This is a genomic window from Sphingopyxis bauzanensis, assembly GCF_002205675.1.
Taxonomy (GTDB): Bacteria; Pseudomonadota; Alphaproteobacteria; order Sphingomonadales; family Sphingomonadaceae; genus Sphingopyxis; species Sphingopyxis bauzanensis.
In genome coordinates this window covers 143,940-167,618 of record NZ_NISK01000001.1, presented here as the reverse complement: position 1 = coordinate 167,618, position 23,679 = coordinate 143,940, and the positions used below count along the sequence as shown (strand labels likewise).

The 23,679-nt window shown below is 62.2% G+C and carries 22 protein-coding genes and 1 pseudogene; 13 read left to right on the top strand and 10 right to left on the bottom strand.

All coding sequences use genetic code 11. From position 1 onward, the window contains the following. Positions 1-972, top strand: a complete 972-nt coding sequence (locus CDQ92_RS00770; protein ID WP_088439213.1) for a DUF6607 family protein — start codon at positions 1-3, stop codon at positions 970-972. A gap of 229 nt (positions 973-1,201) precedes the next feature. Here CDQ92_RS00770 and CDQ92_RS00765 read toward each other — a convergent pair whose 3' ends face one another. Then, on the bottom strand, positions 1,202-1,582 hold the full coding sequence (locus CDQ92_RS00765; protein WP_088439211.1) for a DoxX family protein: 381 nt from the start codon (positions 1,580-1,582) through the stop codon (positions 1,202-1,204). A 139-nt stretch (positions 1,583-1,721) separates the two neighbouring features. On the opposite strand from CDQ92_RS00765, the gene CDQ92_RS00760 reads away from it, so the two are divergent. The 4 genes and pseudogenes from CDQ92_RS00760 (at position 1,722) to CDQ92_RS00745 (ending at position 4,761) form a co-directional block, all read left to right on the top strand. After that, complete coding sequence (locus tag CDQ92_RS00760; protein WP_088439209.1) at positions 1,722-2,177, top strand: carboxymuconolactone decarboxylase family protein; 456 nt, start codon at positions 1,722-1,724, stop codon at positions 2,175-2,177. Further along, positions 2,177-3,043: pseudogene (locus tag CDQ92_RS00755) on the top strand (sigma-70 family RNA polymerase sigma factor). Before CDQ92_RS00760 ends, CDQ92_RS00755 begins: the two are co-directional and overlap by 1 nt. Positions 3,044-3,299: 256 nt before the next feature. Then, complete coding sequence (ybeY, locus tag CDQ92_RS00750) at positions 3,300-3,806, top strand: rRNA maturation RNase YbeY (protein ID WP_088439207.1); 507 nt, start codon at positions 3,300-3,302, stop codon at positions 3,804-3,806. Positions 3,807-3,825: 19 nt separating this feature from the next. Continuing rightward, the gene (locus CDQ92_RS00745) at positions 3,826-4,761 is read left to right on the top strand and encodes a hemolysin family protein (protein WP_088439205.1); all 936 of its coding nucleotides are present in this window, start codon (positions 3,826-3,828) and stop codon (positions 4,759-4,761) included. Between the two features lie 8 nt (positions 4,762-4,769). On the opposite strand, the gene CDQ92_RS00740 is transcribed toward CDQ92_RS00745, so the two are convergent. Further along, the gene (locus CDQ92_RS00740) at positions 4,770-5,486 is read right to left on the bottom strand and encodes a COG3904 family protein (protein ID WP_229667541.1); all 717 of its coding nucleotides are present in this window, start codon (positions 5,484-5,486) and stop codon (positions 4,770-4,772) included. Positions 5,487-5,648: 162 nt separating this feature from the next. Here CDQ92_RS00740 and CDQ92_RS00735 point away from each other — a divergent pair, with 162 nt between their 5' ends. From CDQ92_RS00735 to CDQ92_RS00725, 3 genes are read left to right on the top strand one after another with little or no spacing between them, the layout of a single operon-like run. Further along, positions 5,649-6,689: a hypothetical protein gene (locus tag CDQ92_RS00735; RefSeq protein WP_088439203.1), complete on the top strand. Its 1,041-nt coding sequence runs from the start codon at positions 5,649-5,651 to the stop codon at positions 6,687-6,689. Between the two features lie 44 nt (positions 6,690-6,733). Continuing rightward, positions 6,734-7,891 carry a glycosyltransferase family 4 protein gene (locus tag CDQ92_RS00730; RefSeq protein ID WP_088439201.1) on the top strand — a complete coding sequence of 386 codons (1,158 nt, stop codon included), beginning with the start codon at positions 6,734-6,736 and terminating at the stop codon, positions 7,889-7,891. A gap of 7 nt (positions 7,892-7,898) precedes the next feature. After that, complete coding sequence (locus tag CDQ92_RS00725; RefSeq protein WP_088439199.1) at positions 7,899-9,224, top strand: replication-associated recombination protein A; 1,326 nt, start codon at positions 7,899-7,901, stop codon at positions 9,222-9,224. 61 nt (positions 9,225-9,285) lie between these two features. On the opposite strand, the gene CDQ92_RS00720 is transcribed toward CDQ92_RS00725, so the two are convergent. After that, positions 9,286-9,702 (bottom strand): GFA family protein, encoded by a 417-nt coding sequence (locus CDQ92_RS00720; RefSeq protein ID WP_088439197.1) that lies wholly within the window; start codon positions 9,700-9,702, stop codon positions 9,286-9,288. A 159-nt stretch (positions 9,703-9,861) separates the two neighbouring features. Between CDQ92_RS00720 and CDQ92_RS00715 the strand changes: the two genes are divergently transcribed. From CDQ92_RS00715 to CDQ92_RS00705, 3 genes are read left to right on the top strand one after another with little or no spacing between them, the layout of a single operon-like run. Beyond that, complete coding sequence (locus tag CDQ92_RS00715; protein WP_229667540.1) at positions 9,862-11,067, top strand: glycosyltransferase family 2 protein; 1,206 nt, start codon at positions 9,862-9,864, stop codon at positions 11,065-11,067. After that, positions 11,064-11,459 (top strand): GtrA family protein, encoded by a 396-nt coding sequence (locus CDQ92_RS00710; RefSeq protein ID WP_088439193.1) that lies wholly within the window; start codon positions 11,064-11,066, stop codon positions 11,457-11,459. The genes CDQ92_RS00715 and CDQ92_RS00710 overlap by 4 nt, the downstream gene beginning before the upstream one ends. Before the next feature lie 10 nt (positions 11,460-11,469). Next, positions 11,470-12,324 carry a class I SAM-dependent methyltransferase gene (locus CDQ92_RS00705; protein ID WP_088439191.1) on the top strand — a complete coding sequence of 285 codons (855 nt, stop codon included), beginning with the start codon at positions 11,470-11,472 and terminating at the stop codon, positions 12,322-12,324. A 52-nt stretch (positions 12,325-12,376) separates the two neighbouring features. Here CDQ92_RS00705 and CDQ92_RS00700 read toward each other — a convergent pair whose 3' ends face one another. The 6 genes from CDQ92_RS00700 to CDQ92_RS00675 form a co-directional block, all read right to left on the bottom strand. Beyond that, on the bottom strand, positions 12,377-13,267 hold the full coding sequence (locus tag CDQ92_RS00700; RefSeq protein WP_088439189.1) for a class I SAM-dependent methyltransferase: 891 nt from the start codon (positions 13,265-13,267) through the stop codon (positions 12,377-12,379). A gap of 59 nt (positions 13,268-13,326) precedes the next feature. Then, positions 13,327-14,478, bottom strand: coding sequence for a glycosyltransferase family 4 protein (locus CDQ92_RS00695; RefSeq protein WP_088439187.1), 1,152 nt, complete (start codon positions 14,476-14,478; stop codon positions 13,327-13,329). Continuing rightward, positions 14,475-16,037: a hypothetical protein gene (locus CDQ92_RS00690; RefSeq protein ID WP_144035665.1), complete on the bottom strand. Its 1,563-nt coding sequence runs from the start codon at positions 16,035-16,037 to the stop codon at positions 14,475-14,477. Before CDQ92_RS00690 ends, CDQ92_RS00695 begins: the two co-directional genes overlap by 4 nt. A gap of 166 nt (positions 16,038-16,203) precedes the next feature. After that, positions 16,204-18,501 (bottom strand): phosphoenolpyruvate--protein phosphotransferase, encoded by a 2,298-nt coding sequence (ptsP, locus tag CDQ92_RS00685; protein WP_088439183.1) that lies wholly within the window; start codon positions 18,499-18,501, stop codon positions 16,204-16,206. Positions 18,502-18,591: 90 nt separating this feature from the next. Further along, the gene (locus CDQ92_RS00680) at positions 18,592-19,344 is read right to left on the bottom strand and encodes a hypothetical protein (RefSeq protein WP_229667537.1); all 753 of its coding nucleotides are present in this window, start codon (positions 19,342-19,344) and stop codon (positions 18,592-18,594) included. A 32-nt stretch (positions 19,345-19,376) separates the two neighbouring features. Next, positions 19,377-20,381, bottom strand: coding sequence for an NAD(P)H-dependent flavin oxidoreductase (locus CDQ92_RS00675; protein WP_088439181.1), 1,005 nt, complete (start codon positions 20,379-20,381; stop codon positions 19,377-19,379). A 190-nt stretch (positions 20,382-20,571) separates the two neighbouring features. Here CDQ92_RS00675 and CDQ92_RS00670 point away from each other — a divergent pair, with 190 nt between their 5' ends. Together CDQ92_RS00670 and CDQ92_RS00665 are read left to right on the top strand one after the other, a co-directional pair. Continuing rightward, positions 20,572-20,742 carry a YezD family protein gene (locus tag CDQ92_RS00670; protein WP_088439179.1) on the top strand — a complete coding sequence of 57 codons (171 nt, stop codon included), beginning with the start codon at positions 20,572-20,574 and terminating at the stop codon, positions 20,740-20,742. A gap of 72 nt (positions 20,743-20,814) precedes the next feature. Then, a complete protein-coding gene (locus CDQ92_RS00665) occupies positions 20,815-23,343 on the top strand; it encodes a TonB-dependent receptor (protein ID WP_237246104.1) in 2,529 nt (842 codons plus the stop codon). A gap of 73 nt (positions 23,344-23,416) precedes the next feature. Here the strand turns inward: CDQ92_RS00665 and CDQ92_RS21020 are convergent, their stop codons facing one another. Beyond that, complete coding sequence (locus tag CDQ92_RS21020) at positions 23,417-23,563, bottom strand: hypothetical protein (RefSeq protein ID WP_158213748.1); 147 nt, start codon at positions 23,561-23,563, stop codon at positions 23,417-23,419. Positions 23,564-23,679: the final 116 nt, after the last annotated feature.

Here is a 23,679-nt window from a genome sequence, read left to right as displayed (position 1 = left end):
ATGAAAACCATCCGCAACTTCGCCGCCGCCTTGCTGCTCTCGGCCGCACTGCCCGTCACCGCTTTCGCCCATTCGCCGATCGCCGCCGATGCTGCCGCGGCCAATTTCGAACAGGATCGCGCCGACATCCTGGCGATGGCAGGCAATTACCGCGTTCGCTTCGACATGCAGGAATCGACGCGCTGGGATCCGACCTATCAACCGCTCGAGCCCAAGAAATCAGGCGGCAACGAGGTGGTGCGGGTGATCGAGGATACCGGCCGCAAGATCGTGCTGCAGCATCTGCTGGTCATCGAGCATGAAGGCAAGTCGCACATCATCAAGCATTGGCGGCAGGACTGGGAATATGAACCTGCCAAAATCCTCGCCTATTCGGACCGTAACAGCTGGGCCTGGGAAGATGTCCCCGAACGCATGCGCACCGGGCGCTGGTCGCAAACCGTCTATCAGGTCGACGACAGTCCGCGCTACGCCGGCTGGGGCCAGTTCGAAACGCAGGGCGGGGTCCGCCGCTGGCGGTCGAGCTGGACCTGGCGCCCGCTCGCCCGCCGCGACGCGGTGCGTAACCCGGTCTATGACCGCTATCTGTCGATCAACCGCCACCAGAGCTCGCCCGACGGCTGGATCCACTGGCAGGACAATACCAAGATGGGGACAAAGGACGGCAAGCTGATCCCGATCGTCCAGGAATATGTCCTCAACACCTATGCCAAGAACGACGAGTATGACGTGAAGTCGGCCGACGATTATTGGGCGGCGACCAAGGATTATTGGGCCGCGGTGCGCGCCGAATGGGACCGCGTCGCCGCGACCAAGGGCGGCATTGCGATCGACGAGGAAGCGCAGACCGGCACCGTGATCAGCGGCCGCCTGCTCGAAATTGCCGACGAGGTGCAGGACAAGAAACTGACCACCGCCAAAGCCATTGCCGAAGCGAAAAAGCTGATCGAGGCGAATACCCGCAAGCTTTGACAACCTGCGTGACTCCCCGGCACGGGGCGGGGGACCACCGAAGGTGGTGGAGGGGCAGGTGCGTGATCATCCTACGTGTCCGCAGCAGGAAACACCGCGGGTGCCCCTTCACGATGCTGCGAGTTCGGGGTTGGATTGCCTCCGGCAATCCAAATCGCGCCCGGGGGACCGGACGACCCCAAATTGTCCCGCTCCTTCTTTGGGCGCCTTTGGGGGAGGAGGGACGGTGCTATTTAGACCGTGCGCCGTCGATGCTCCAAATGCCCGCTCCGCGCGTCGCGATGAACAGGAAGATGAAGCAGTAAAGCGCGATCGTCTCGCCGCCATTGGCGATCGGGAAGGGACTTTGCATCCCGTGCGCGACCCAATAGCCGACCGCCGACATGCCGCTGGCGACGAACGCCGCGGGGCGGGTGAACAGCCCGACGGCGATCAGCGCGCCCGCGATCAGCTCGATCGCGCCCGCGGCTTGCAGCATCGGAGTCAACGGATAGGGAAAGGCGGCGGGGAAGTTGAAGAATTTCTGCACCCCGTGCGCCATGAACAACAGACCCGCGACGATGCGCAGCAGCGCATAGGCCTGTTCGCCGAAACCATCGAGAAACTTCATGATTGGACCCCTCCTCATCATTGTCGAGGTGGGCAAGCTACCGGATTTTCACGCCCGTGCGAAATTTTTTCGCGCGCCATGTCACACCCGCCGATCCTGTCTCGTCATGTCCGTGTAAACCAACCACAGGAGACAGATTATGACCGTCGTAACCGACCCCTTCGCCGCCGCGCCGCAGCTGATGAAACAGTGGATGGGCGTCAGCCTTGCGGTACAGGACAGCCTGGAGCCGAGCCTGATCGAACTGGTGAAAATTCGCGCCTCGATCCTCAACGCCTGTGCCAATTGCATCAACATGCACACCGCCGAAGCGCGCGCCAGGGGCGAAACCGAACAGCGCATCTACCTGCTCGCCGCCTGGCACGAAGCGCCCGTCTATACGCCGCGCGAACGCGCTGCGCTGGCGTGGACCGACGCCTTGACCCGCCTGTCCGAAGGTCACACACAACAGGCTGCGAAAGACGGGCTCGAGGCGCATTTCACGGCGGAGGAACAGGTGAAGCTGACGCTGATGATCAACATCATCAATGGCTGGAACCGCATCGCGGTCGGCTTCGGCTTGTGGCTTGAACAGCCGGCGGCCAAGGCGGCCTGATGACCCGACCGGGTTCCCAAGACGCGGCGGACGCGGCGGTCAGTTTCGACCCGCTGCGCCCGCTGCTCACCCGCGTTGCCTACCGCATGCTCGGCTCGGTCGCCGATGCCGAGGATGTGGTGCAGGATGCCTTTATCCGCTGGCTCGGCACTGACCGCGCCGCGGTACGCGAGCCCGCGGCGTTTCTGCGCCGGACGGTAACCCGCCTCTGCCTCGACCAGATCAAATCGGCGCGCCGCAGCCGCGAGACCTATGTCGGTCCCTGGCTCCCCGATCCCCTGGTCGAGGAGGAGGAGACCGATGATGTCACGCTGCCGCTGATGCTCGCGCTCGAACGCCTGTCGCCGCTCGAACGCGCCGCCTTCCTGCTCCATGATGTTTTCGGTGTCGAATTCGACGAAGTGGCAAAGACGATTGACCGCGACCCCGCCGCAACGCGCCAGCTTGCCGCGCGCGCCCGTACTCACGTCCGCGATGCCCGTCCGCGCTACAAGCTTGAGAAGTAGCAGGGGCTCCAGATCGCCAACGCCTTTTTCGCTGCTTCGCGCAGCGGCGACATGGCCGCGCTTGGCGCGCTGCTCGCCGCCGATGTTTGCATGTGGGCCGACGGCGGCGGCAAGCGTCCGGCGGTGACGGAGCCGGTGTTCGGTTATGACATCGTGCTCAAGCTGCACCGAAGCCTGGCGGTGCTCTTTGGCAAATATGGCTCGACGCTGGTCCACGCCGGGACGATCAACGGCTTGCCGGGCTTCGTCACCCGCGAGGCTGACGGCAAGCTGCAGACCACTGCGCTTGAGATTGAGGACGGCAAGGTCGTCGGCATCTATGTGATGCGCAATCCTGACAAGCTTGGGCATGTGCATTGAGAATGATGGGCGGTAAGCGGATATGGCGGTCAGAAATCCTCCCTCCCCGTTCCGGGGAGGACCGGCCGCATCCGCTCCCCACTGCAAAGCAACCCCAACCGGAACCGGAAAAAACGCTGTCCTACATTCCCGTGCCGCGGTAGCGGATGGGTATGACCTTCAACGATCATCCAGCGGGCACGCGCGCCGCCTGGAAAACAGGCATTGCGAGTGAAGTTACGCAGTTTTCCGCTGTTTTCCTTGCGCGACATATTGCATGCTAAGCGTCGAAACCCATGAAGCCGCCCCTTGGCCCGACGCGCTCGATTGGGAAGAGCGCGCCGCGGAAGCCGTCGCCGCCGCCCTCGCGCTGACGCCCTTTGCGTCGCTTGCCCAGGCCGCCCCGTTGGTCGAGGTCGCGGTGCGGCTGACCGACGACGCCGAGGTGCAAACGCTCAACCGCGATTTCCGCGGCAAGGACAAGCCCACGAACGTGCTCTCCTTTCCGCAAGTGCAGGACGATCTCCTCGAAGGTCTCGCTAACAGCGACGATGGTGAAATCCTGCTCGGCGACATCGTGCTGGCGCGCGAAACCTGCGCGCGCGAGGCCGAAGAAAAGGCAATTTCGATCGCCGACCATGCGACGCATCTGATCGTCCATGGCACGCTGCATCTGCTGGGATATGATCATGGCGACGACGCCAGCGCTGGGGCAATGGAGGCATTGGAAGTGAAAGCGCTTGCATCGCTGGGCATCGCCAATCCATATGCGGATCAGGACTAACTGAGGAACCACGACAGATATGCCCGACGACCAGGGGTCTTCGAACCGATCGGAAGAGGACAGTAGGTCCGGCCTTTGGGCCGGGCTTCGGACATTGCTGTTCGGCGGCGACAAGGAACCGTCGCTGCGCGAGCAGATCGAAGAGGTCATCGACGAGGCCGAGGAAGAGGGTCACGACCGGCGCGGCAGCAATATCGTTGGCGATATGTCGCCGATCGAGCGCAAGATGCTGCGCAACCTGCTCCATTTCGGCGAACAGACGGTCGACGATGTCGCGGTGCCGCGCGCCGACATCATCGCGATCCCCGAAAGCGCGAGTTTCGACGAAATCGTGGCGCAATTCGCCGAGGCGGGGCACAGCCGCCTGCCGGTGTATCGCGGGAACCTCGACGAAGTTGTCGGCATGATTCACGTCAAGGACGTATTCGCGGTGCTGGCCGAGGGGCGCCCGCCGCCGCCGCTGCTCGATCTGATCCGCCAGCCGCTCTACGTCCCGCAGTCGATGGGGGTGCTCGACCTGCTGGCGGAAATGCGCGCCAAGCGCACCCATCTGGCGATCGTCATCGACGAATATTCGGGTACCGAAGGACTGCTGACGATCGAGGATCTGGTCGAGGAAATTGTCGGCGAGATCGAGGACGAGCATGACGACGAGCCCACCGCGCTGTTCACGCCCGGCGACGACGGCTGCTGGAACGCCGACGCGCGCGCCGAGCTGGACGATATCGGTGAAGCGATCGACCCGCGGCTTGCCGAGATTGACGAAGATGTCGACACGCTGGGCGGTCTTGCCGCGGTGCTGGCGGGGCACGTCCCTGAAGTTGGCGAGATATTGCTCCACCCCAGCGGCTGGCGGATCGAGGTGACCGAGGCCGACGAGCGCCGCGTCCATCGCCTGCGCCTGCACCCACCCGTCGAGGTCGACCTGGAAGCGCCGTTCGAAACCGGCGACTAAACCGCTACTTAATCGTCGACGTTGACCACATTATATTTCAGCGCTTCTTTCTGCGTCAGACAACGGCGCGTCGAACGGTCGCTGTCCGTCGCGACGGCTTTCTGCCGATACATGATGTCGGACAGCAGATCGCGCGAGACGTCGAGCCGGATGAGCAGGTCATTGTCCTCGGTCGCCATCAGCGCCGCTTCGCGCTCGACATCGCTGATCAGCTCGGTGGTCGATTCGGTACCTAGCGCGACGCTCGACTGGATCGCGTCCTTGTCGCCGGTCATCGTGAACATATGGACCATGAAATGGCCGCCGGGATCGATCGTCCTCGCGCGGCCGCCCATGAAGACGAAATTGCACGCGCTGAAACAGGTCCATCCCGACGGAATGCGGGTGATCATCTGCCGCTCTTTGCTGAATTTGCGGATCAGCAAGCCCGCGGCATTGCCGGCGCGCGCGTCGCCGCCGGGCGAACGGATCCAGATTTCGCTGATCGACGGATTGTCGGTCAGCACTTTTTCGAGCCGTGCGGGAAGCTCGCTGTCGACGCGGCCTTCGGCGAGCAGCACCGTTTCGCCGCTGCGCTTGAACGGCGTCAGCACCATCGTCTTGTAATCGGACCAATTGGGTTTGGCGGGGCAGGTCGGGTTGTCAGGGTCCATGCCCGGCGGCGTCGCCGCGGTGCATGCCAGCATCGCGGCGATTGCGGTGACCGATTTGATCCAGCTGCGCATGCCACCCCTCCCAATTCAACCCTGACTCTAGTCCACCGCCGGCGCCAGAACAATATCGGTCGCTGGCGCTTGGCGGTATGACCGGCGTCACTGACCAAGCTTGTGGGGACGAATATTGAGGCGTAGCCTTTGAAGTACAGGGGCAGGGGATTTGGGATGCGAATGAAGTTGCGACATCAAACGGTGCTCGTCGCCATCGGCGCGATATTGTTGTCCAGCGGCGCCGCCGCCGCGTGGCAGGGCGCACCGGGCGAGGGCGACAAAGCCTATGTCCCGCCCGTGGTCGCCGAACCGCCGCTGCCCGCCCTGCCACCACGACCGACGCTCGATACCGATAGCTATCCGGCTTGCCGCGAGGACTATCGCAAGAAGAAAGAGCCATTCGACCAAGCCGAGGCCATCAACCGCTGCACCGTGGCGATCGACGCCTATTATCGCGACAAGATGCTGCCCTATCGGCAGGCGATGATCGCCTATCAGGACGTTTTGTCGTCGCTCTATTCGACCCAGGTAGGCGCCAACAAACGCTATTCGGCGGACACACAGTATCGCTTTTTCCAGACCGTGATGGCCGAACATGCCGCGTCCAATCCAGAAGGGGCCAATCTTGCCGCCTATCGCGGCATCGAGGCGCAATATCAGACCGACCGCGCCTATCTTGCCGACCGTTTCTGTTTCAACACGGGATGCAATGGCTATCCAGTCCCCGCTGCGGTTGCAACGGCCCACAACGTCGACAAGCCTGGGAAGAAGGGCGACGAGACGAAGCGCGCTGACGGCGCCAACCCCGACGCCAAATGCAAGCGCGCCCGCAAACGAGGCGGCGCGCTCGGCGGGCTGATCGGCGGCGTTGCGGGCAGTGCGGCAGGGCTGAAAGGCATCGGCACCGCGGTGTCGGGCCTATTCGGCGCGGTGCTCGTTTCCGAGATCGCGTGCCAGCTCGACGAAAAGGAACAGAAGGTCGCCGCCGAGGCGACTATCGCGGTGACCAAGAAGGAAGAGGTCGGTGCCACAGCCAAATGGACGAGCCCGACCCGCGAAGGGGTGGCGGGTTCGTCGACGATCACCGCGCTTAACACCGAACCCAATGGCAGCCGATGCCTGTCGATTACCGACATCGCAATCGTCGAGGGCGAGGAAACGCGGGTGGCAAAGCGGATGTGCCGACAGAAACCGGGCGAACCGTACAGCATCATGGCCTGACGGCGGCGTTGCGTTTGCGCGGCGAGAGGATTAGCGCAGACGCGATGGACGTCTCCGATCTGCGCATCGCCCTGTTCAGCGGCAATTACAATATGACCGTCGATGGCGCGAACAAGGCACTCAACCGCCTTGTCGGCTATCTGCTCGCGCATGGCGCCGCGGTGCGCGTTTATTCGCCGACCGTCGCCAACCCCGATTTCGAGCCGACAGGCGATCTGGTGAGCGTACCCTCCTTCGCAATCCCCGGCCGCAGCGAATATCGCATCCCGGTGACCTTCTCGTCGCGCGTGCGGCAGGACATCGCTGCCTTCGCGCCGAACGTCCTCCACATCTCCAGCCCCGACCGCGTTTCGCGGCAGGTGGCGGCGTGGGCGCGGCGACGCCGCATACCGGTGGCCTGTTCCGTCCACACACGCTTCGAAACCTATTTCCGTTACTATAACCTGTCGTTCCTCGAGCCGTTGATGGTTGCCTGGCTGCGTAAGCTGTATCGCAGATGTGACGCGCTGATCGCACCGTCGGAAAGTTTCGCGCAGGTGCTGCGCGACCAGCGGATGAATTACGATATCGGGATCTGGACCCGCGGCGTCGAGCAGGGGATCTTCAACCCGGGGCGCCGCGACATCGCGTGGCGCCAGTCGCTTGGTATCGAAGACGACGTTCCCGCGATTGCCTTCCTCGGTCGGCTGGTGATGGAGAAGGGGCTGGATGTGTTCGCCGACTCCATCGACGTGCTCGCACGGCGCGGAGTGCCGCACAAGGTCGTCGTGATCGGTGAGGGACCGGCAGGCGAATGGTTCGAATCGCGCCTGCCAAACGCGCGTTTTATCGGGTTTCAGGGTGGCGAAGATCTGGCACATGCGCTGGCGTCGTGCGACATTTTCTTCAACCCATCGGTCACCGAAACTTTTGGCAATGTGACGCTTGAAGCGATGGCGTGCGGACTGCCCGTCGTCGCGGCGCGCGCCACCGGCAGCGCCAGCATCGTCAAGCACGGCCGGACGGGTTATCTTGTGTCGCCGGGGTCGATCACCGGCTTTGCCGATCATCTGCAGCGCTATTGCCGCGACATTCCGCTCCGCGCCGACCATGGCGCGGCGGCGGTGATCGAAAGCGGCGCCTATCAATGGGATGCAATCAACCAGGCGGTCGCCGACACCTATCTGCGCCTGATCCGCCAGAAACAGCGGCGCGGGGGCTAGGGCCATCGTGGCCGGGGATCTGTTCGGCGGCGATGCACCGGCTCAGCGGGAAGGCGCGGCGACCGGCCCGGTGCCGCTTGCCGAGCGCCTCCGCCCACGCACGCTGGCCGACGTCGTCGGGCAGGAGCATCTGACCGGGCCCGAAGGCACGATCGGCCGCATGGTTGCGGCGGGGCAATTGTCTTCGATCATTCTGTGGGGGCCGCCGGGTACCGGCAAGACGACGATCGCGCGGTTGCTTGCCGAAGCGGTAGGAATGCGCTTTTCGGCGCTGTCTGCGGTGTTCTCGGGCGTCGCCGACTTGCGAACGGCTTTTTCCGACGCCGAAAAAATGGCCGCGGCGGGCAAGCGGACCTTGCTGTTCGTCGACGAGATTCACCGGTTCAATCGCGCGCAGCAGGATGGCTTCCTGCCCTATGTCGAGCGCGGCACGGTGGTGCTGGTCGGCGCGACGACCGAGAACCCCAGCTTTGCGTTGAACGCGGCGCTATTGTCGCGGGCGCAAGTGCTGGTGCTCAATCGCCTTGGCGAGGATGCGCTGACGCAGCTAGTCGCGCGTGCCGAGGCCGATATCGGGCGCAGCTTGCCGGTCACCGACGATGCCCGGGCCGCCTTGGTCACGAGCGCCGACGGCGACGGGCGTTTCCTGCTCAATCAGGTCGAAACCCTGTTCGCCGCAGCGATCCCCGATTCGCTCGACCCCGCCGAGCTCGCGCAGTTTCTGCACCGCCGGATGCCGGTGTATGACAAGGACCGCGACGGCCACTACAATCTGATTTCGGCGCTGCACAAGGCGCTGCGCGGCTCCGATCCGCAGGCGTCGCTCTATTATATGGCTCGGATGCTCGTCGCGGGCGAGGAGCCGCTCTATGTGCTGCGGCGACTGGTGCGTTTTGCGAGCGAGGATATTGGCCTCGCCGACCCGCAGGCGCTGGTGCAATGCCTTGCCGCGAAGGACGCCTATCAGTTTCTCGGCTCACCCGAAGGCGAACTCGCGATCGTGCAGGCGTGCCTCTATCTCGCTACTGCCCCCAAATCGAACGCCGCTTACGCGGCGCAGAAGGCGGCGTTCGCATCGGCCCGCGACACCGGATCCCTCGCCCCGCCCGCAAATATCCTCAACGCCCCGACCAAGCTGATGAAAGATCTCGGCTATGGCGCGGGCTATGAATATGATCATGATGCGGAGGGCGGCTTTTCGGGCGCCGACTATTGGCCAGAGGGGATGGGCGCGCAAACTTATTACACGCCGACCGATCGCGGGTTCGAAAAGCGAATCGCCGAACGCATCGCGTGGTGGGACGAACAGCGCAAGACACGGCGCGAAGAATGATGCTGACGCACGCTTAGTGCAAACGCTGCGCCAATGACGCCGCCGATGATCCGCGCCGATCCTATTTGAACGGCGGATAGCGCTCGAACGCGGGCAGGCTGTCCAATTTTTCCATCCACCCGATCCGCTCCGCAGTCTGAATTTGCACCTGTGCAGGGATGAGGCTCGGGTCGTCGAGCGTCGCCGACTGGACGTCGATCTGCTCCGGAAAAATGGCTTCGCTGGTATAGAACAGCCCGGTGCCGCATTCGCCGCAGAAATGGCGCCGACCATGTTCGGACGACGCATAGATTTTGGGTGTGCCGGTGATCTCGATCTCGTCCTGCCCGACCAGCGCCCACCCGACCATCGGTGCACCGGCGTGACGGCGGCAATCGCTGCAATGGCAGAGCGCATGATGCTGCACAGTCGTGGTCATCGAATAGCGGATCGCGCCGCAATGGCATTGACCGGTGGCACGGGGCGTCGAATCACTCATCCTTGTTCTCCCTATTCCAATGAAAAGAACATACCATAAACATCTTGGCGAACACAATTACCCCGCGCGTCAATCCGAATTAGGACCGTGTTAACCACATCCGGTTAGGCCAACAGTGCGGGCATTGTGGGGATCTTTATGTATCAACAGCGGGCTGAAGTGCTGACTATCGATCGTGCGTATTCGCTCGGTGTGACAATCGTCATGCCTTGCCTCAACGAAACGATCAGTCTGCCGCATTGCATCGCCAACGCCCGCCATGCATTGGATCAGATCAAAGAAAATTTTGGACTGGAAGGCGAGATTGTCATCGCCGATAATGGCTCGACAGATGGGAGTCAGGCGCTAGCAGAGTCACTCGGAGCGCGCGTCGTCGCGATCGCGCGGCGCGGTTATGGCGCAGCACTCATCGGGGGCTGCGAGGCTGCATTTGGCGATTATATCCTGATGGGTGATTGCGACGGCAGCTATAATTTCACCGAAGGCGTCGCCATGATCGGCAAGCTGATCGAAAAGCATGACCTGTGCATGGGATCGCGGTTCGACGGCGGGATTGCCCCTGGCGCGATGCCTTGGAAGAATCGTCACATCGGCAATCCTCTGCTGACGGGCATTCTGAACCTGTTCTTTCGTTCGGGCATCAATGACGCACATTGCGGTCTGCGCGCGATCAGTCGTGACGCCTTTTCTCAACTCGGCCTTGCAGGTGAGGGCATGGAGTTTGCGAGCGAGATGGTGATCAAGGCTTCGCTCAAGAAGATGAAAGTCGCTCAGGTTCCGGCGACCCTGTCCGTGGATCTGCGCGACCGCGCGCCGCATCTGCGTCCGTGGCGCGACGGTTGGCGGCATTTGCGCTACCTGCTGATGCTGTCGCCGACTTGGGTTTTCGGCGTGCCGGCGATGCTGGCGATGGGCAGCGGCGCGCTGATCCTCCTCATCGCTCTGGCACATCTGATCGGCGTGGCTGGCGGGGAGCCGCTGATCGGGGCGAGTTGGACGATTGCTGCTGGTTTCTTGGTCAGCGTTGGCCATCTTGCCGCGATCATGGCGCTCGCGACGCATTTTCACGGCGTCAATCGGGGCTATCGCACGCTTCGCCCGCTGATCCGCCGCTATGCCGACTATCTGACGCTTGAAACCATGCTGATCGCCGGAGTTCTGCTGCTGCTCGGTTCGACGGTCGGCGTTGCTGTGGTGATCTATTACTGGTCGCAAACAGGTTTTGCCGCTCTTGCAACGGTGCTGCCGACGGTGGTGGCGCTGACAGGAGCGACGGTCGCGATCCAGACGATCCTTGGCGGCTTCCTGCTTGCGATCATCAATGGTCACCGTGCGGCGCTGACGCCCGACGGCGCGGAGCGGTGAATATTCGCCTGCAACATGGACCTCGCTATGTTGCGGTCAGCCTTTTTTGCATCGTGTTCAATAATGCGCTGCTCATCGGACTCGATTGGACCGGCGTTCATTATGGTGCCGCGGTTTTGATAAGCGCGGCGGTGATGATCCCGCTTTCCTATGCGCTGCATTGCATGCTGACCTTTGCGACCGAACCCGGCTGGCGGGCGTTTGCACGCTATTCCGCTGTACTCATCGTAAATACGCCGATCGCCTGGCTGCTCTTCCTGCTCGTCCATGATTGGGGGGCGATGCCTATGCTGTTTGCCGCACCGGTCGTGACCGGGCTGCTCTTCGTTTGGAACTTCTTTACGAGCGGGTGGGCGATTGCGCCGCGCTCGCGCGTCAAATCTTCGTTGTGAAAGGCTAAATATGTCGATCCCTTCCGATCTTCTGACCGAATTCGTCGCGCGTTACCCAGCGCAGCCCGCGACCGCCTTTTTGCGTAGCATTGAAATCCAGCGTTTTGCCGACGCGATCGCGCCCGACGGCCTCGGTCTCGACCTCGGTTGCGGCGACGGGATCTTGACCGATATCTTGTTCCGCGAAGCGGGGGTCGTGCCGCGCCTTGTCGGCGTCGATATCGATCCGCTCGAAACCACAGCGGCGGCGCAATATGACTTCTACGAACGCATCCATACCGTGCCGGCACAGGCGATTCCCGAGCCGGACGCGAGCTTCGACTATGTCATCTCAAATTCGGTGCTTGAACATATCCCTGATCTCGAAGGCGTGATCGCTGAAGTCGGTCGTTTGCTGAAACCGGGTGGGCAATTCTGGTTCACTGTCCCTGGTCCGGGTTTTCGAGCCAATCTGTCGGGCAGCATCGTTCCCGGGGCATCGCACGAGGCCTATCTCGCCGAACTCGACAAGCGGCTTGCCCATTTCCATTATCTGTCGGAAACGGACTGGCATGATATCTGCGAGCGCAACGGTTTGGCCGTCGACAGCATCGAGGGCTATCTCGACCGCGGCGAGACTCGGCGATGGGAAACGCTTTCGCGGATGACCGGCGGCCTCCTCCATAGCCTCACCGGTGGGCGTAGCCGCCCGATTGAAATCCAGCGTCGGCTGAAACTGCGTGACCTGCAAAATCATATGGCGATGCCGCGCCCGATCGCTGTCGCCCTCGCCAAGGCGATCGCGATGGGCGTGCGTCCCGACACCGTTGATGTACCGCCGTCCTGCTTGCTCGTCACCGGCCATAGACAACGAGTGCAGGGCTAATGGAAGAACCGCTGATATTCTGGTGACCAGCCGCCCGGCGAAGGTCTGGCGGTCAATTCTTGCGTGCGATGATCCGGATCGCCGAGGGTTTGCCGCTCAGAGCCTCGCCCAGCCACTGCAGCGGGTGCAGCGCGATACCCGCTAACAGGAAGGGCAGGCTGTTGGGTCGCCCAAAGGCGTTGGCAAGACTGCGGCCCATCGTCGGTACGCAAATATCGATATCCTGTTCGATCGTTAGTCCTGCGTTGTCGATCAGCGCACGCAACGCGGGACGCGAGAAATGAATGCGATGGAAGGGGAGATACCAAGCGTCCCATGCCTGGCCGAGAAGGCGCGTCCACATGCAATCGATGTTCGGTACCTCAATCACCAGCGTACCCCCCGGCGCCGCCAGCGCGGCGATGCGGTTCAGCAGGCTCTCCGGATCATCGTCATGCTCCAGCACGTGAAAGGCGGTTACAAGGTCGAAAGCGTCGGCATGTACAGAGGCCGTAGCGATTGGGAAGTAGTCTCGACCGGCGAGTTCGGCAGGCGGTTCTGAATGGAAATCGGTGCCAGTGACCGTTGCGCAGGGAAGAAGGTCGTCGAGGCAACGAGTGAACTGGCCGCTGCCGCATCCGAAATCGAGAGCCGCCTTGGGTCGGTGCGCTAGCTGCCGCAGCAGTGCGCGCGCCTGTCGCCGAAAGGCGATATCCTTGATCCGGTGTGAAAGGCCGCGCGCGTCGGGTTGAAAATCCTGACTTTCGCGGCCATCGTAGAGGAAGGCAACGTCTGGCAGGGGTGGCAACGAGACACCAATGCCGCAACGCGTGCAGCGGATGACGCTGACTTCGCCAACCTTCCCGCTCTTGTCGATGAACGAGCCGAGTGAAGTAAAGTCGCATGGCTGTCCGTTATCCAGAGGGCAGCGCCTGACATCGGCAATAGTATGGCGATTGGTCATGTTGCTTTTCCACGCAGGCAAAGAAAGTTTGCTTGTGTGACGTTGTGGTTAATAGCGGGTTAAATCCTATCTTTTTCGGCTTCCATATCTGCCAGGATCACCGAAAGGCTGTGGTCGATTGACAGGCGCGTTTGATTGTCGGCAAACCAGTCCCGCGTTCGCGCACGCAGAGGCGCACCCGCTGTCAGCACAGCGTTCATCGCATCGGCTAGGGCTGTGGGATTGGCGTTGTCGGCGATGAAGCCGTTGCGGCCTGCATCCACGAGTTCGACCGTGGCGTTGTCGGGCGCGTCGACAACGACGACGGGGACGCCGCGTGACGCGGCTTCGACGACCACCATTCCATAGCCCTCGCGTTCCGATGGTTGGACGATTGCGACTGCGCGCGCCATTGCCTCTTCGATGTCGGCCTCGGCGACAAAGCCGGCAAGCCGCGCGGCGTGATCTAGGCCGAGCAGCGCGATCTGCGCTCCGATCGCTTCTTCTTCTGGACCGCGTCCAAAGATGGTCAATCGCGCATCCGGTTTTCGTTTCCTAAGAAGCGCGAAAGCATCAATGAGCAACGATACCCGCTTTTCTGGAATCAGCCGACCAGCATAGACAAAGACCGGCGGGTCGGCGGCGTCGAACCCCGCGCTTGCGCTGCCGGCGAATTCCCCGGTCAGGATCGTCACGGGTTCGCGGCATCCCAGATCCCGCGCTCGCGCGGCGTGCAGGCGGGAAAACGCGTAAGGCTTTTGCGGGATTCGTGCGCAGAGGCGTTGCACCAAGACGCCGATCTTACCAAGCGGACCGAGATAGGCGCGCCAATATTCGGAGGTCCATACCTCATGCCAGTCGACTGCAATGCGATAGCGGGCAACGGGCAATAACAGGCCGATGGCCAGTAGCGAAAAGAAGGGAAAGGAAGCGAGATGTACACGGTCATATCGGGCGCCGTGTCGCAACAGGTGGAGAAATACGCCCCATCCAAAACGTACAGGCGGTGAGATGCGCCGCTTCCCCTCGGAGTAGAGCGCAAGCCGCGGGCCAACGGCAATGACTTCAACGCCGGGAATCTGCGGCGGGTCGGTAGCATCCCACTGGCGAAGCGTCAGATAGGTGACGTCATGTCCTGCTGCCGCGAGCCGTTCGGCAAGGTTGCGGTACCAGCGTTCAGCTCCGCCGATCGTCCATGGAAAGATGCAGTCGTACACAATGGCAATTTTCATTGAATCACCGTGCAACCCGATGCCAAAAGCCGCGCGCGCGCCTTTTGAAGCGCGGGGCTGGCGCCGATTGGCTGCGCCGTTTTGAACAGCCGGTTTATCGATGCAAGGGCTTTTTGGTCAACGATCGCCACGCGCTTCCCGGTGCATAATGACTGCGGCCAGCGCAGCTGAGAAACGGCTGACGCAGCCAGCCGTATCGGGCGGCGTTCCAGATAGGGTGGGTTATAGACCAGATCCTGTGCAAAAGGTGCGGTCGTGTCGTCGATCAGAACATAATCGGCACGGCTTGCGGCAATCGCGCGATCTATCGTTGCATAGGGTACGACCATGCGGTGGGCATTTCCGCCCAGCCACGCCAGTCCAATCAGGCTTGCGGCGCTTGATAAGGCGACGACACGCCACCGGTCGATTCCGCGTTCGCGCAGTGCGAGCCAGCCGAAGCCTGCAAGCAGACAAAGATTGCCGATCAGCCCGTGCAAATAGCGGTACCCCCAACCATGCCCTTGGTAGGGAAGCAAGATCAGCATCACCGCGATCGTGATAAGCGGTGCCAGCGCCAGTGCGCGGACAAGCCCGCTGCTGCGCCAACTCGTCACGACGCCGACCGTGACCAAAGGAAGCAGCAGCAAGTGCTGCCACGCTGCAAAACGCAACAAGTTGAGCGCCATCACCCAGACGCCCGACGGCGACCAACCGCCAAGCGTGTCGATCAGGCGGGTCAGATAGCTAGCGCCCTCGACCGCAGTCTGATGGGAAGCACTGCCCGTTGCCGCGATGACCATTGCTGGCCAGCCCAACCAGAAAAGTCCGACGGCCGCATAACCGATGGTCAGGAAAGCGAGGAGTCGCCATCCGCGTCTCTCGACGAGAAGCCAGAGAAATGGGGCGACGAACAGGGGATGGAAAATCGGTTGGTGCAAGCCGGTCGCGACAAACCCGATAGGCAACAACAGCGCGTAGCACCACCACCGCCCGCGGAGGAACAGCGTAAGCCAGACAAGGTTGAGGGAGAGGTGGGCCGTCATCGCATAGCTGGTCGTCGCGGTGACAAGGAACTGCGCCGATAGCAGCAGGCACAAGAGCGCGATTGCTTGGGGTGCGGTATCATCGGGCCAAAGACGGCGTGCGCAATCCCACAGTGCAACGATTGCTAATCCTGCAAGGATGGGAGCGGCCAAACGCGTGTCGCCCAGCGCTGCTCCGATCGCATGCAGCGCCGCATTTCCGGGCAGATAGGCGGACACCCACGCATTGTCGGCTATTCCCGGCAGAATGAAAACGCGACTGAGCGCCGATCCGACGGCGCTCCAGTCGTGGGGAAGGCGCGCGAATCCATCGCCCTGTGCGATGATCGCTGCATCGAAAAGCACCATCTGTTCGTCGCGGCTGAGGTCATAGCCAGCCATTAGCCAGTAGTGCCCGCTCCAGGTGAGCAGGGCGATAATGAAAGCAGCGAGCCAGATCATCCAAGGCGCAATTTGTGCGTTGAAGAGCGCTACTCTCGTGCCGGTATTCGTTCGGCGCAGCTGCAACAGGCCTGCCAGCAAGACGAGAAGCATAGGCCAGTCCTGCCGCTGCCAAAAAAATTGACTGAGGCCCGAGCCGTGATTGGCGCCGGTGATCGCGGATCCTACGACGATTAGTCCCAAAAGGATTATCAACGTCGCGAGCAGTGCACGAATGCCCGGCCAGCCTGCTCTGTCCTGCGGAGCGCTCACCTGTGGTTCAATCCCCCAAATCAACCCGATGCGCCTCCGCCCATGCCTGATACTGGCCGCGCGGGTTGGATGATGGTTGGGCCAGAATTTTCGGCATGTCGGCGCGCAGCGCGGCGAGGTCGAGTGAGCGGATCATCGCTTTGACGGGGCCGACCCCGGCGGGGGTGATCGACAGGCGTTCGATGCCGACGCCGAGCAGCGCCATCGCTTCCAATGGCCGCCCACCCATCTCGCCGCAAACGCCCAGCGCGACTTTGGATCCCACCACCGTCCGCACGACGCGCGCCAGATAGCGCATGACGATCGGCGACAGCCAGTCATATCGCTCGGCGAGGCGCGGATGGGCGCGGTCGGCGGCGAACAGGAACTGGGTGAGGTCATTGGTGCCGACCGACAGGAAATCGAGATGCGGTAGCATTAGGTCGAGCGTTTCGAGCAGCCCCGGCACTTCGAGCATCGCGCCATAGCGGATCGCTACCGGCAGCTTTTTGTTATGCTGCGCCAGCCACGCCCGCTGCCCGACGAACAGATTGCGCGCGGCCTCATATTCCCAGGGTTCAGACACCATCGGGAACATGACGTTGAGCGTGCGTCCGGCGGCGGCCTCCATCAGCGCGCGCGCCTGAACCTTGAGCAGCCCTTCGCGCTCGAGCGCCAGCCGCAGGGCGCGCCAGCCCATGGCCGGATTTTCCTCCAGCGCGCTGCCCTCGACATTCATATAGGGCAGCGCCTTGTCACCGCCGATGTCGACGGTGCGAAAGATCACCGGGCGATCGCCTGCGGCGTCGAGCACGTCGCGATAGAGCCGTTGCTGGCGGTCGCGCGACGGCAATGTCGCCGATACCAGAAATTGAAACTCGGTGCGGAACAGCCCGATACCACATGCGCCGGTCAGGTCGAGCGCAGCGACGTCCTCACGCAAACCCGCGTTGATCATCAGTTCGATCGGCACGCCATCCTTGGTGATCGCGGGCAGGTCGCGCAGCGAGGCGAGGTTGGCGCGGCGCTTTTGCGAAATTACCAACTTGGCGTCGAACGCATCCTGCACCGCCTGCGTCGGGCGGACATGCAGCGCGCCCGCCGCGGCATCGAGCAGCAGCAAATCGCCTTCGCGGATCGAAGCACGCACGTCGCTGACGCGGCCGATTACGGGAACGCCCATGGCGCGCGCAACGATAATGACATGCGCGGTGAGCGAGCCTTCTTCGAGCACGACGCCCTTGAGGCGGCGGCGGTCATATTCAAGCAGTTCGGCGGGGCCGAGGTTGCGTGCGATCAGGATCGAATCCTGCCGCAGGCCCATCTGCGCCGCTGTCCCCATCTGCCCCGAAACGATGCGGATCAGCCGGTTCGACAGATCCTCCAGGTCATGCATGCGATCGCGCAGCAGCGCGTCGTCGATTTGGCGCATCCGCATCCGGGTGCGTTGCTGAACGCGCTCGATCGCCGCCTCGGCGGTCAGGCCGCTATCGATCGCTTCATTGATCCGCCGCGACCAGCCTTCATCATAGGCGAACATCTTGTAGGTCTGGATGACCTCATCATGTTCGCCACCGACCCCGAAGTCGGCCTGACTTGCCATGCGGTCGATCTGTTCGCGCATCTTGTCGAACGCTGCATAGACGCGGTGACGCTCGGCCTCGGTATCTTCGGCGACGGTATGTTCGATAGTGATACGCGGCTGGTGGAAGACCGCGACCCCGGCGCCCATGCCGTCGACCAATTTCTGCCCGTTCAGCCGCTGCGCCGACTGGTCGGCAGCAGCGGCATCGGTGCGCGCGGCGGTGTCAACCAGGTCGGCGTTGGTGATTAGTTCGGAGAGAACCATTGCGACGGTTTGCAACGTCTCGATCTCGATATCGGCGTAGCGGCGTGGGTCAGCATGTTGGACGCAGAGGACACCGACCGCTCGTTCGCGGCGGATGATCGGCACCCCTGCGAAACTATGAAACAATTCTTCGCCGGTTTCGGGGCGGTATGAAAAGTCGGGGTGCGCCGCGGCCTCGTCGAGGTTGAGTGTTTCGATCTGATCGGCGATCATGCCGACCAGGCCTTCGCCCAGCCCGAGGCGGGTGACGTGCACCGCTTCCTGCTTCAGCCCGCGCGTCGCGTAAAGTTCGAGCGCGCCGTCGCGGAGCAGATAGATCGAACAGACCTCGCTATCGAGGCATTCGCCGATGATGCCGACAACCTGATTGAGCTTGCCCTGCGCGTTCGCGCGCGAGGCCATGACCTCGTGCAACCGGGTCAGGATGGTCCGCGCTGACTGAGCGGCAGAGGATGGCGGAGGCGGAGCGTTGGTCATTCGCCCCCTGCTAACAGATGGATGCGCCGAGCGCCATGACCCCCGCGCGCCATCCTGGACAAACTATTCTTGGCAGTCGCCAAGCCGGCGTCAGTTGGTCCCGACCGGCGCGGTCGGCCCCTGCGCTGCACCCGGCGGCGTGGCGGTCGTCGTTGTCGGAGCGAAGGGCGTAACCGGTGCGGGGGCGGTCATGATCGCCGGCGGGGGCGCATATTTGGCGTCCCATGCGACGACATCATACTGATACCGGGCGTAGGCCTCGTAAAAATCATGGAAAGGCTCGTCAAGCCGCGCCAGATGTGCGGGCGCCTGTTCGACCACCTGCGCGGTCGGCGTCGAAGAGACCAGCTGCGCGATTTCGTTGGCACGCGTGCAAAAGGCACGCTGCGCGGGGGGCTGCGCGAAGTAGTTGAACAGCTGGGTCGACAGTTTGTCGCGCGCGGCGGTGCCGTTGGTCTTATTTTCCTTGCCGAGCTGGGTGATAACGTTCTTCTCGGTTGAGCGGATGATCTTGCCATGCGCCTTGATGATGTTGTTGTACGCCGACACCAGTGTCGTTTCTTCGAGACCACGGCAACCGATGGCGGCCACGTTCAGGCCGATCTTGAGCTGCCAGAAGGCGCGGTCGCCAGTGACATTGCTGTTCGCCGTGACGAACCGCCCGTCGATGCCGCGGCCTGGCAGGATTTGGGTGACGGCGGCATTGCCCGGCGGCAGCGGCCGCGGGGGGACCACGATCACCACCGGTGGAGGCGGGGGCGGCGGCGGCGGCGGCGGCGGTTTGGTACAAGCGGCGACGCTAGCGAGTAAGCCGGCCACGATGATCTTGCGCGACAAATTCATGATCTTCTCCCCAGCCGCATTATCATGCGGCATCAACCCCGAGCGTGCAATGCGGCGTCGGCCTGTTGCACCAAAGTTGCGATAATATCGGCGACACTCTCTTCTTCCGATACCATACCGACAGATTGCCCTGCCATTAACGAACCATTTTCAACGTCGCCGTCGATAACCGCGCGGCGCAGCGCGCCGGCCCAATAATGTTCGATTTCGAGCTGGGCCTGCATCATGTCGATCTCGCCCTTGTCGAGCTTGTTGGCGACTTCGCGCTGCTTGGCGGTGAACGCCTCGGTCCCGGCATTTTTGAGCGCGCGCACGGGGATGACGGGCAGGCGCGGGTCGATCTGGACGCTCGCAACCGCTTCGCGCGCCGAGGCACGCATAAAGGCTTTCTTGAAATTGGGATGCGCGATGCTTTCGGTGGCGCAGACGAAGCGGGTGCCGAGCTGAACGCCCGAGGCGCCCATTTCCAGATAGGCAGCAATCGCTTCGCCGCGGCCGATGCCCCCGGCAACAAACACCGGCACCTCATCGGCCAGCGTCGGCAGGATTTCCTGCGCCAGCACGCTGGTCGACACTGGGCCGATATGACCGCCGGCTTCCATCCCCTCGATCACCAGCGCGTCGACGCCCGAGCGGACGAGCTTCTTGCCCATCGCGAGCGTTGGCGCAAAGCAGATGACCTTGGCGCCCGATGCCTTGATCGCCTCCAGGCTGCCCTTGGGCGGCAGGCCGCCGGCGAGCACAACATGGCCGACGCCATGCTTGGCGCAGACATCGATCAGCTCGAACAATTGCGGATGCATGGTGATCAGGTTGACGCCGAAAGGCTTGGTCGCAAGCGCCTTAGTCGCGGCAATTTCGGTGTCGAGCAGCGCAGGCGTCATCGCGCCGCACGCGATCACCCCGAAGCCGCCGGCGTTACTGATCGCGCTGACCAGATGGCGTTCGGAGACCCAGCTCATCGCGCCGCACAGGATGGCGTAGTCGCTGCCGAGCAGTTCGGTCCCGCGCGCCATCAATTCGTTCATTTTGCTCATTGAGGCTGCCTTTGCCAGCACTCGGACTCGCGTGCAATCCCTGGCGGTGTCAGGGCCATCAGCCCGTCGCACGCCGGAATCCGTTTGGCGCAGCAACCGAACCTTTCGGCGCAGAAAGCAAATCGATCATTGTCAACTAAATCACTTTGCATATGCTTGTGCGGCGAATCCTCCAGGGAAAGGATTATCTATGAGTTCCGCTGCGCAGACCGACAAAGACGGGTCCGAACAAACGCCTCGCGCGGTGCAGACCGTGCTTGATGCGCTCGAGAAACTGAAGTTCGGCGCGATCCAGCTAACCGTCCACGAAGGACGCCTGGTGCAGGTCGATGTGACCGAACGGCACCGTTACCCCAACTGATTTCAGAAGCTCCCACGAGGGACTCTCCCCTCGTCCTGCCGCAGACCGGTCCACCGGATGTGGCAATTTTCTATGCAACAGGAAATTGTCATGACCGCAAAATACCCGTCCGTTCGTCGCCGCCGCGTGCAGGCATCGTCGCTAACCCTTTCGCTTCTTCTCGCTATCGGCGCCACCCCCGTCGCTGCGGAGGAGATATCGGCAGCCACGACGGAGGAGGGCATCGCCGTTGCTGCGCCCGCCGCGACGGCTTCGGCAGACACCGCGGCACAAGTCGATAACGACGTCAGCCGCGGCGACATCATCATCGTCACCGCCCGCCGTCGGCAAGAGACGGCGCAGGAAGTTCCCATCGCAATCTCGGTCATCAGAGGCGATTCGATCGAGGCTACGGGCAATTTCAATGTCGTGAAGTTACAGCAACTCGCCCCGACGCTGCAGGTCTATACGTCGAACCCACGCAACACCGCGGTGAATATTCGTGGCATCGGGGTGCCCTTTGGCCTGACCAGCGACGGTTTCGAGCAAGGCGTCGGCATTTATGTCGACGACGTCTATAACGCGCGTGTTGCGGCGGCCACGTTCGACTTCCTCGACGTCGATCAGGTTGAAGTGCTGCGCGGGCCGCAAGGGTCGCTGTACGGCAAAAATACCACTGCTGGCGCGATCAACATCACCACGAACCAGCCGACGTTCGACTTTGAAGGCCGGGCCGAGGTAACGGTCGGCAATCTTAATTTCCGGCAGGCCAAAGCTGCGGTGTCGGGTCCGCTGTCCGAAACGGTTGCTGCACGCATCGCCGTCTCGGCGACCAGCCGCCGCGGCACCATATTCAACGTCACGTCGGATCGCTATATCAACGAACAGGACAACTTCGGCCTACGCGGCCAGCTGTTGTTCAGGCCGAATGACGATTTGGACATCACGCTGTCGGCCGATTACAGCAAGCAGGACCCCGAATGCTGCGGCACCGTGTTCGTGCGAACCGGCCTGACCCAGCGCCCGCTAAACCGCCAATATGACTCTTTGGCGGCCGCACAGAACTACCAGGTGGTCAGCCGCAATCGGTTCGACCGGCTGACGGACATCGACGCCAGCCTGAATGCCGGTAACAAAATAGGCGGGACGTCCTTGCGCGTGAAATGGGACGTCGGCCCGGGCACCTTGACCTCGATCACCGCCTGGCGTTTCTGGGACTGGAAGCCCGAGAATGACCGTGACTTCACCGGACTGTCTGTCGTTGCCCGGTCTCAAAACCCGTCGCAGCAAGATCAATATAGCCAGGAATTCCGCTACAATTACTCCAGCGACACGATTGACTTCGTGGTCGGTGCATTCGGGTTCAAGCAGCGTGTCGACACGCAAGGGACCGAATCGCAAGGGATCAATGCGAGCCGATGGAATATCAACCCGACGAACGCGTTGTCGAACGATCCTTCGGTCTTGAACGGTTTATCCGCTATCAACACACAGTTTCTGAAAAGCACCAGCGCGGCGCTGTTTGGCCAAGTGAGCTGGAAGGTCACCGACGCGCTGACCATTCAACCCGGCGCCCGCATCAATTACGACAAGAAATCGGGCTTCTATCGGCGCCGAGTCTTTGATGGTGCGGGCAATCGTGTGATCAATCAGCCTGCCAGTGCGGTCCGGACGGCGCAGCTCGCCATTTATCAGGAACAAACGTCCGCTCCATCGGTGTCTGACTGGAATTTCAGCTATGACCTGAACATCAACTACAAGCTCGCGCCCGATGTCCTCGCCTATTTGTCCTATGCCAAGAGCTTCAAGACGGTCGGAATCAACCAGAACGGCTTGCCCACCGACGCAGCGGGGAACCCGATCCTCAGCGCCGGGGTGATAAAGCCCGAATCTGTTAACCACTACGAAGTCGGCATCAAAACACAGTTCTGGGATCGCAAGGGTACGTTTAATCTCACCGCATTCCGCACCGACATCAAAAACTACCAAGCCACCGTTACGAACGGTCAACTCGGCGTGCTGCGCGGCTATCTTGCCAATGCCGGCAAGGTGCGATCTCAGGGCGTCGAGGCCGATTTCAAGGTCCGTGCCAGCGACCGCTTCACCGCCTATGCCAACGCGGCCTACACTGACGCAAAATATGTCAGGTTCGTTGATGCGCCGTGTCCGCCCGAATTGTCGGGAGGCACAACAGTCGGCGCAGGCCAGACACCGAGTGCGCCGGGGACGCCGGGCGGGCTGAGCCCTGCCAACTGTGATATTTCGGGCCAGCGGCTGCCGGGCGTGTCGAAATGGTCTCTTTCCTTCGGTGCCGAAGCCAATGCGCCGGTCATGCTGCTGGCGCAGGATGGCCAGATATATCTCGGCTTGGATGGCAACTACCGGTCAGGCTTCTCATCCAACCCGTCGGAATCGATCTACACCAATGTCAAAGGTTATGCGCTGACCAACCTGCGCGTCGGATTCCGCGGTGACGGTGTCGATGTGTTCGGCTGGGTCCGCAATGTCTTCGATGTCAACTATTTCGATCAACTACAGGTAGCGCCGGGCAACGTCGGGCTGATCGCCGGTCAGCCCGGTGATCCGCGTACCTGGGGCGGAACGGTGAAATTGAGTTTCTGATCCAGCCCATTCGCTGGACGCAGAGAAGGGGGCGCTCTGCGAGGGGCGCCCCCTTTGTAATGCAGCCGGTCGATCAGCGCTGCTGTGGGTTGTCGCGGTCCTGATCGGACCGCTGGCCGCCCGGCTGACGATCCTGGCCGCCATCCTGGTGTTGCTGCTGCTGTTTGCGACGCTGTTCTTCGTCGCGCTGCTGCTGCTCATTGGGGTTCTGGTTAGCCACTTTCTCTCTCCATTTCGTCACACCATTGTCCGGGTGACACTAAGCCAACCCGCTGTCCCGCCGCGATGTTGCGCTGCGCCTCGACCGTTTCGCCGGGGCGTGTTGGCGACGCGACC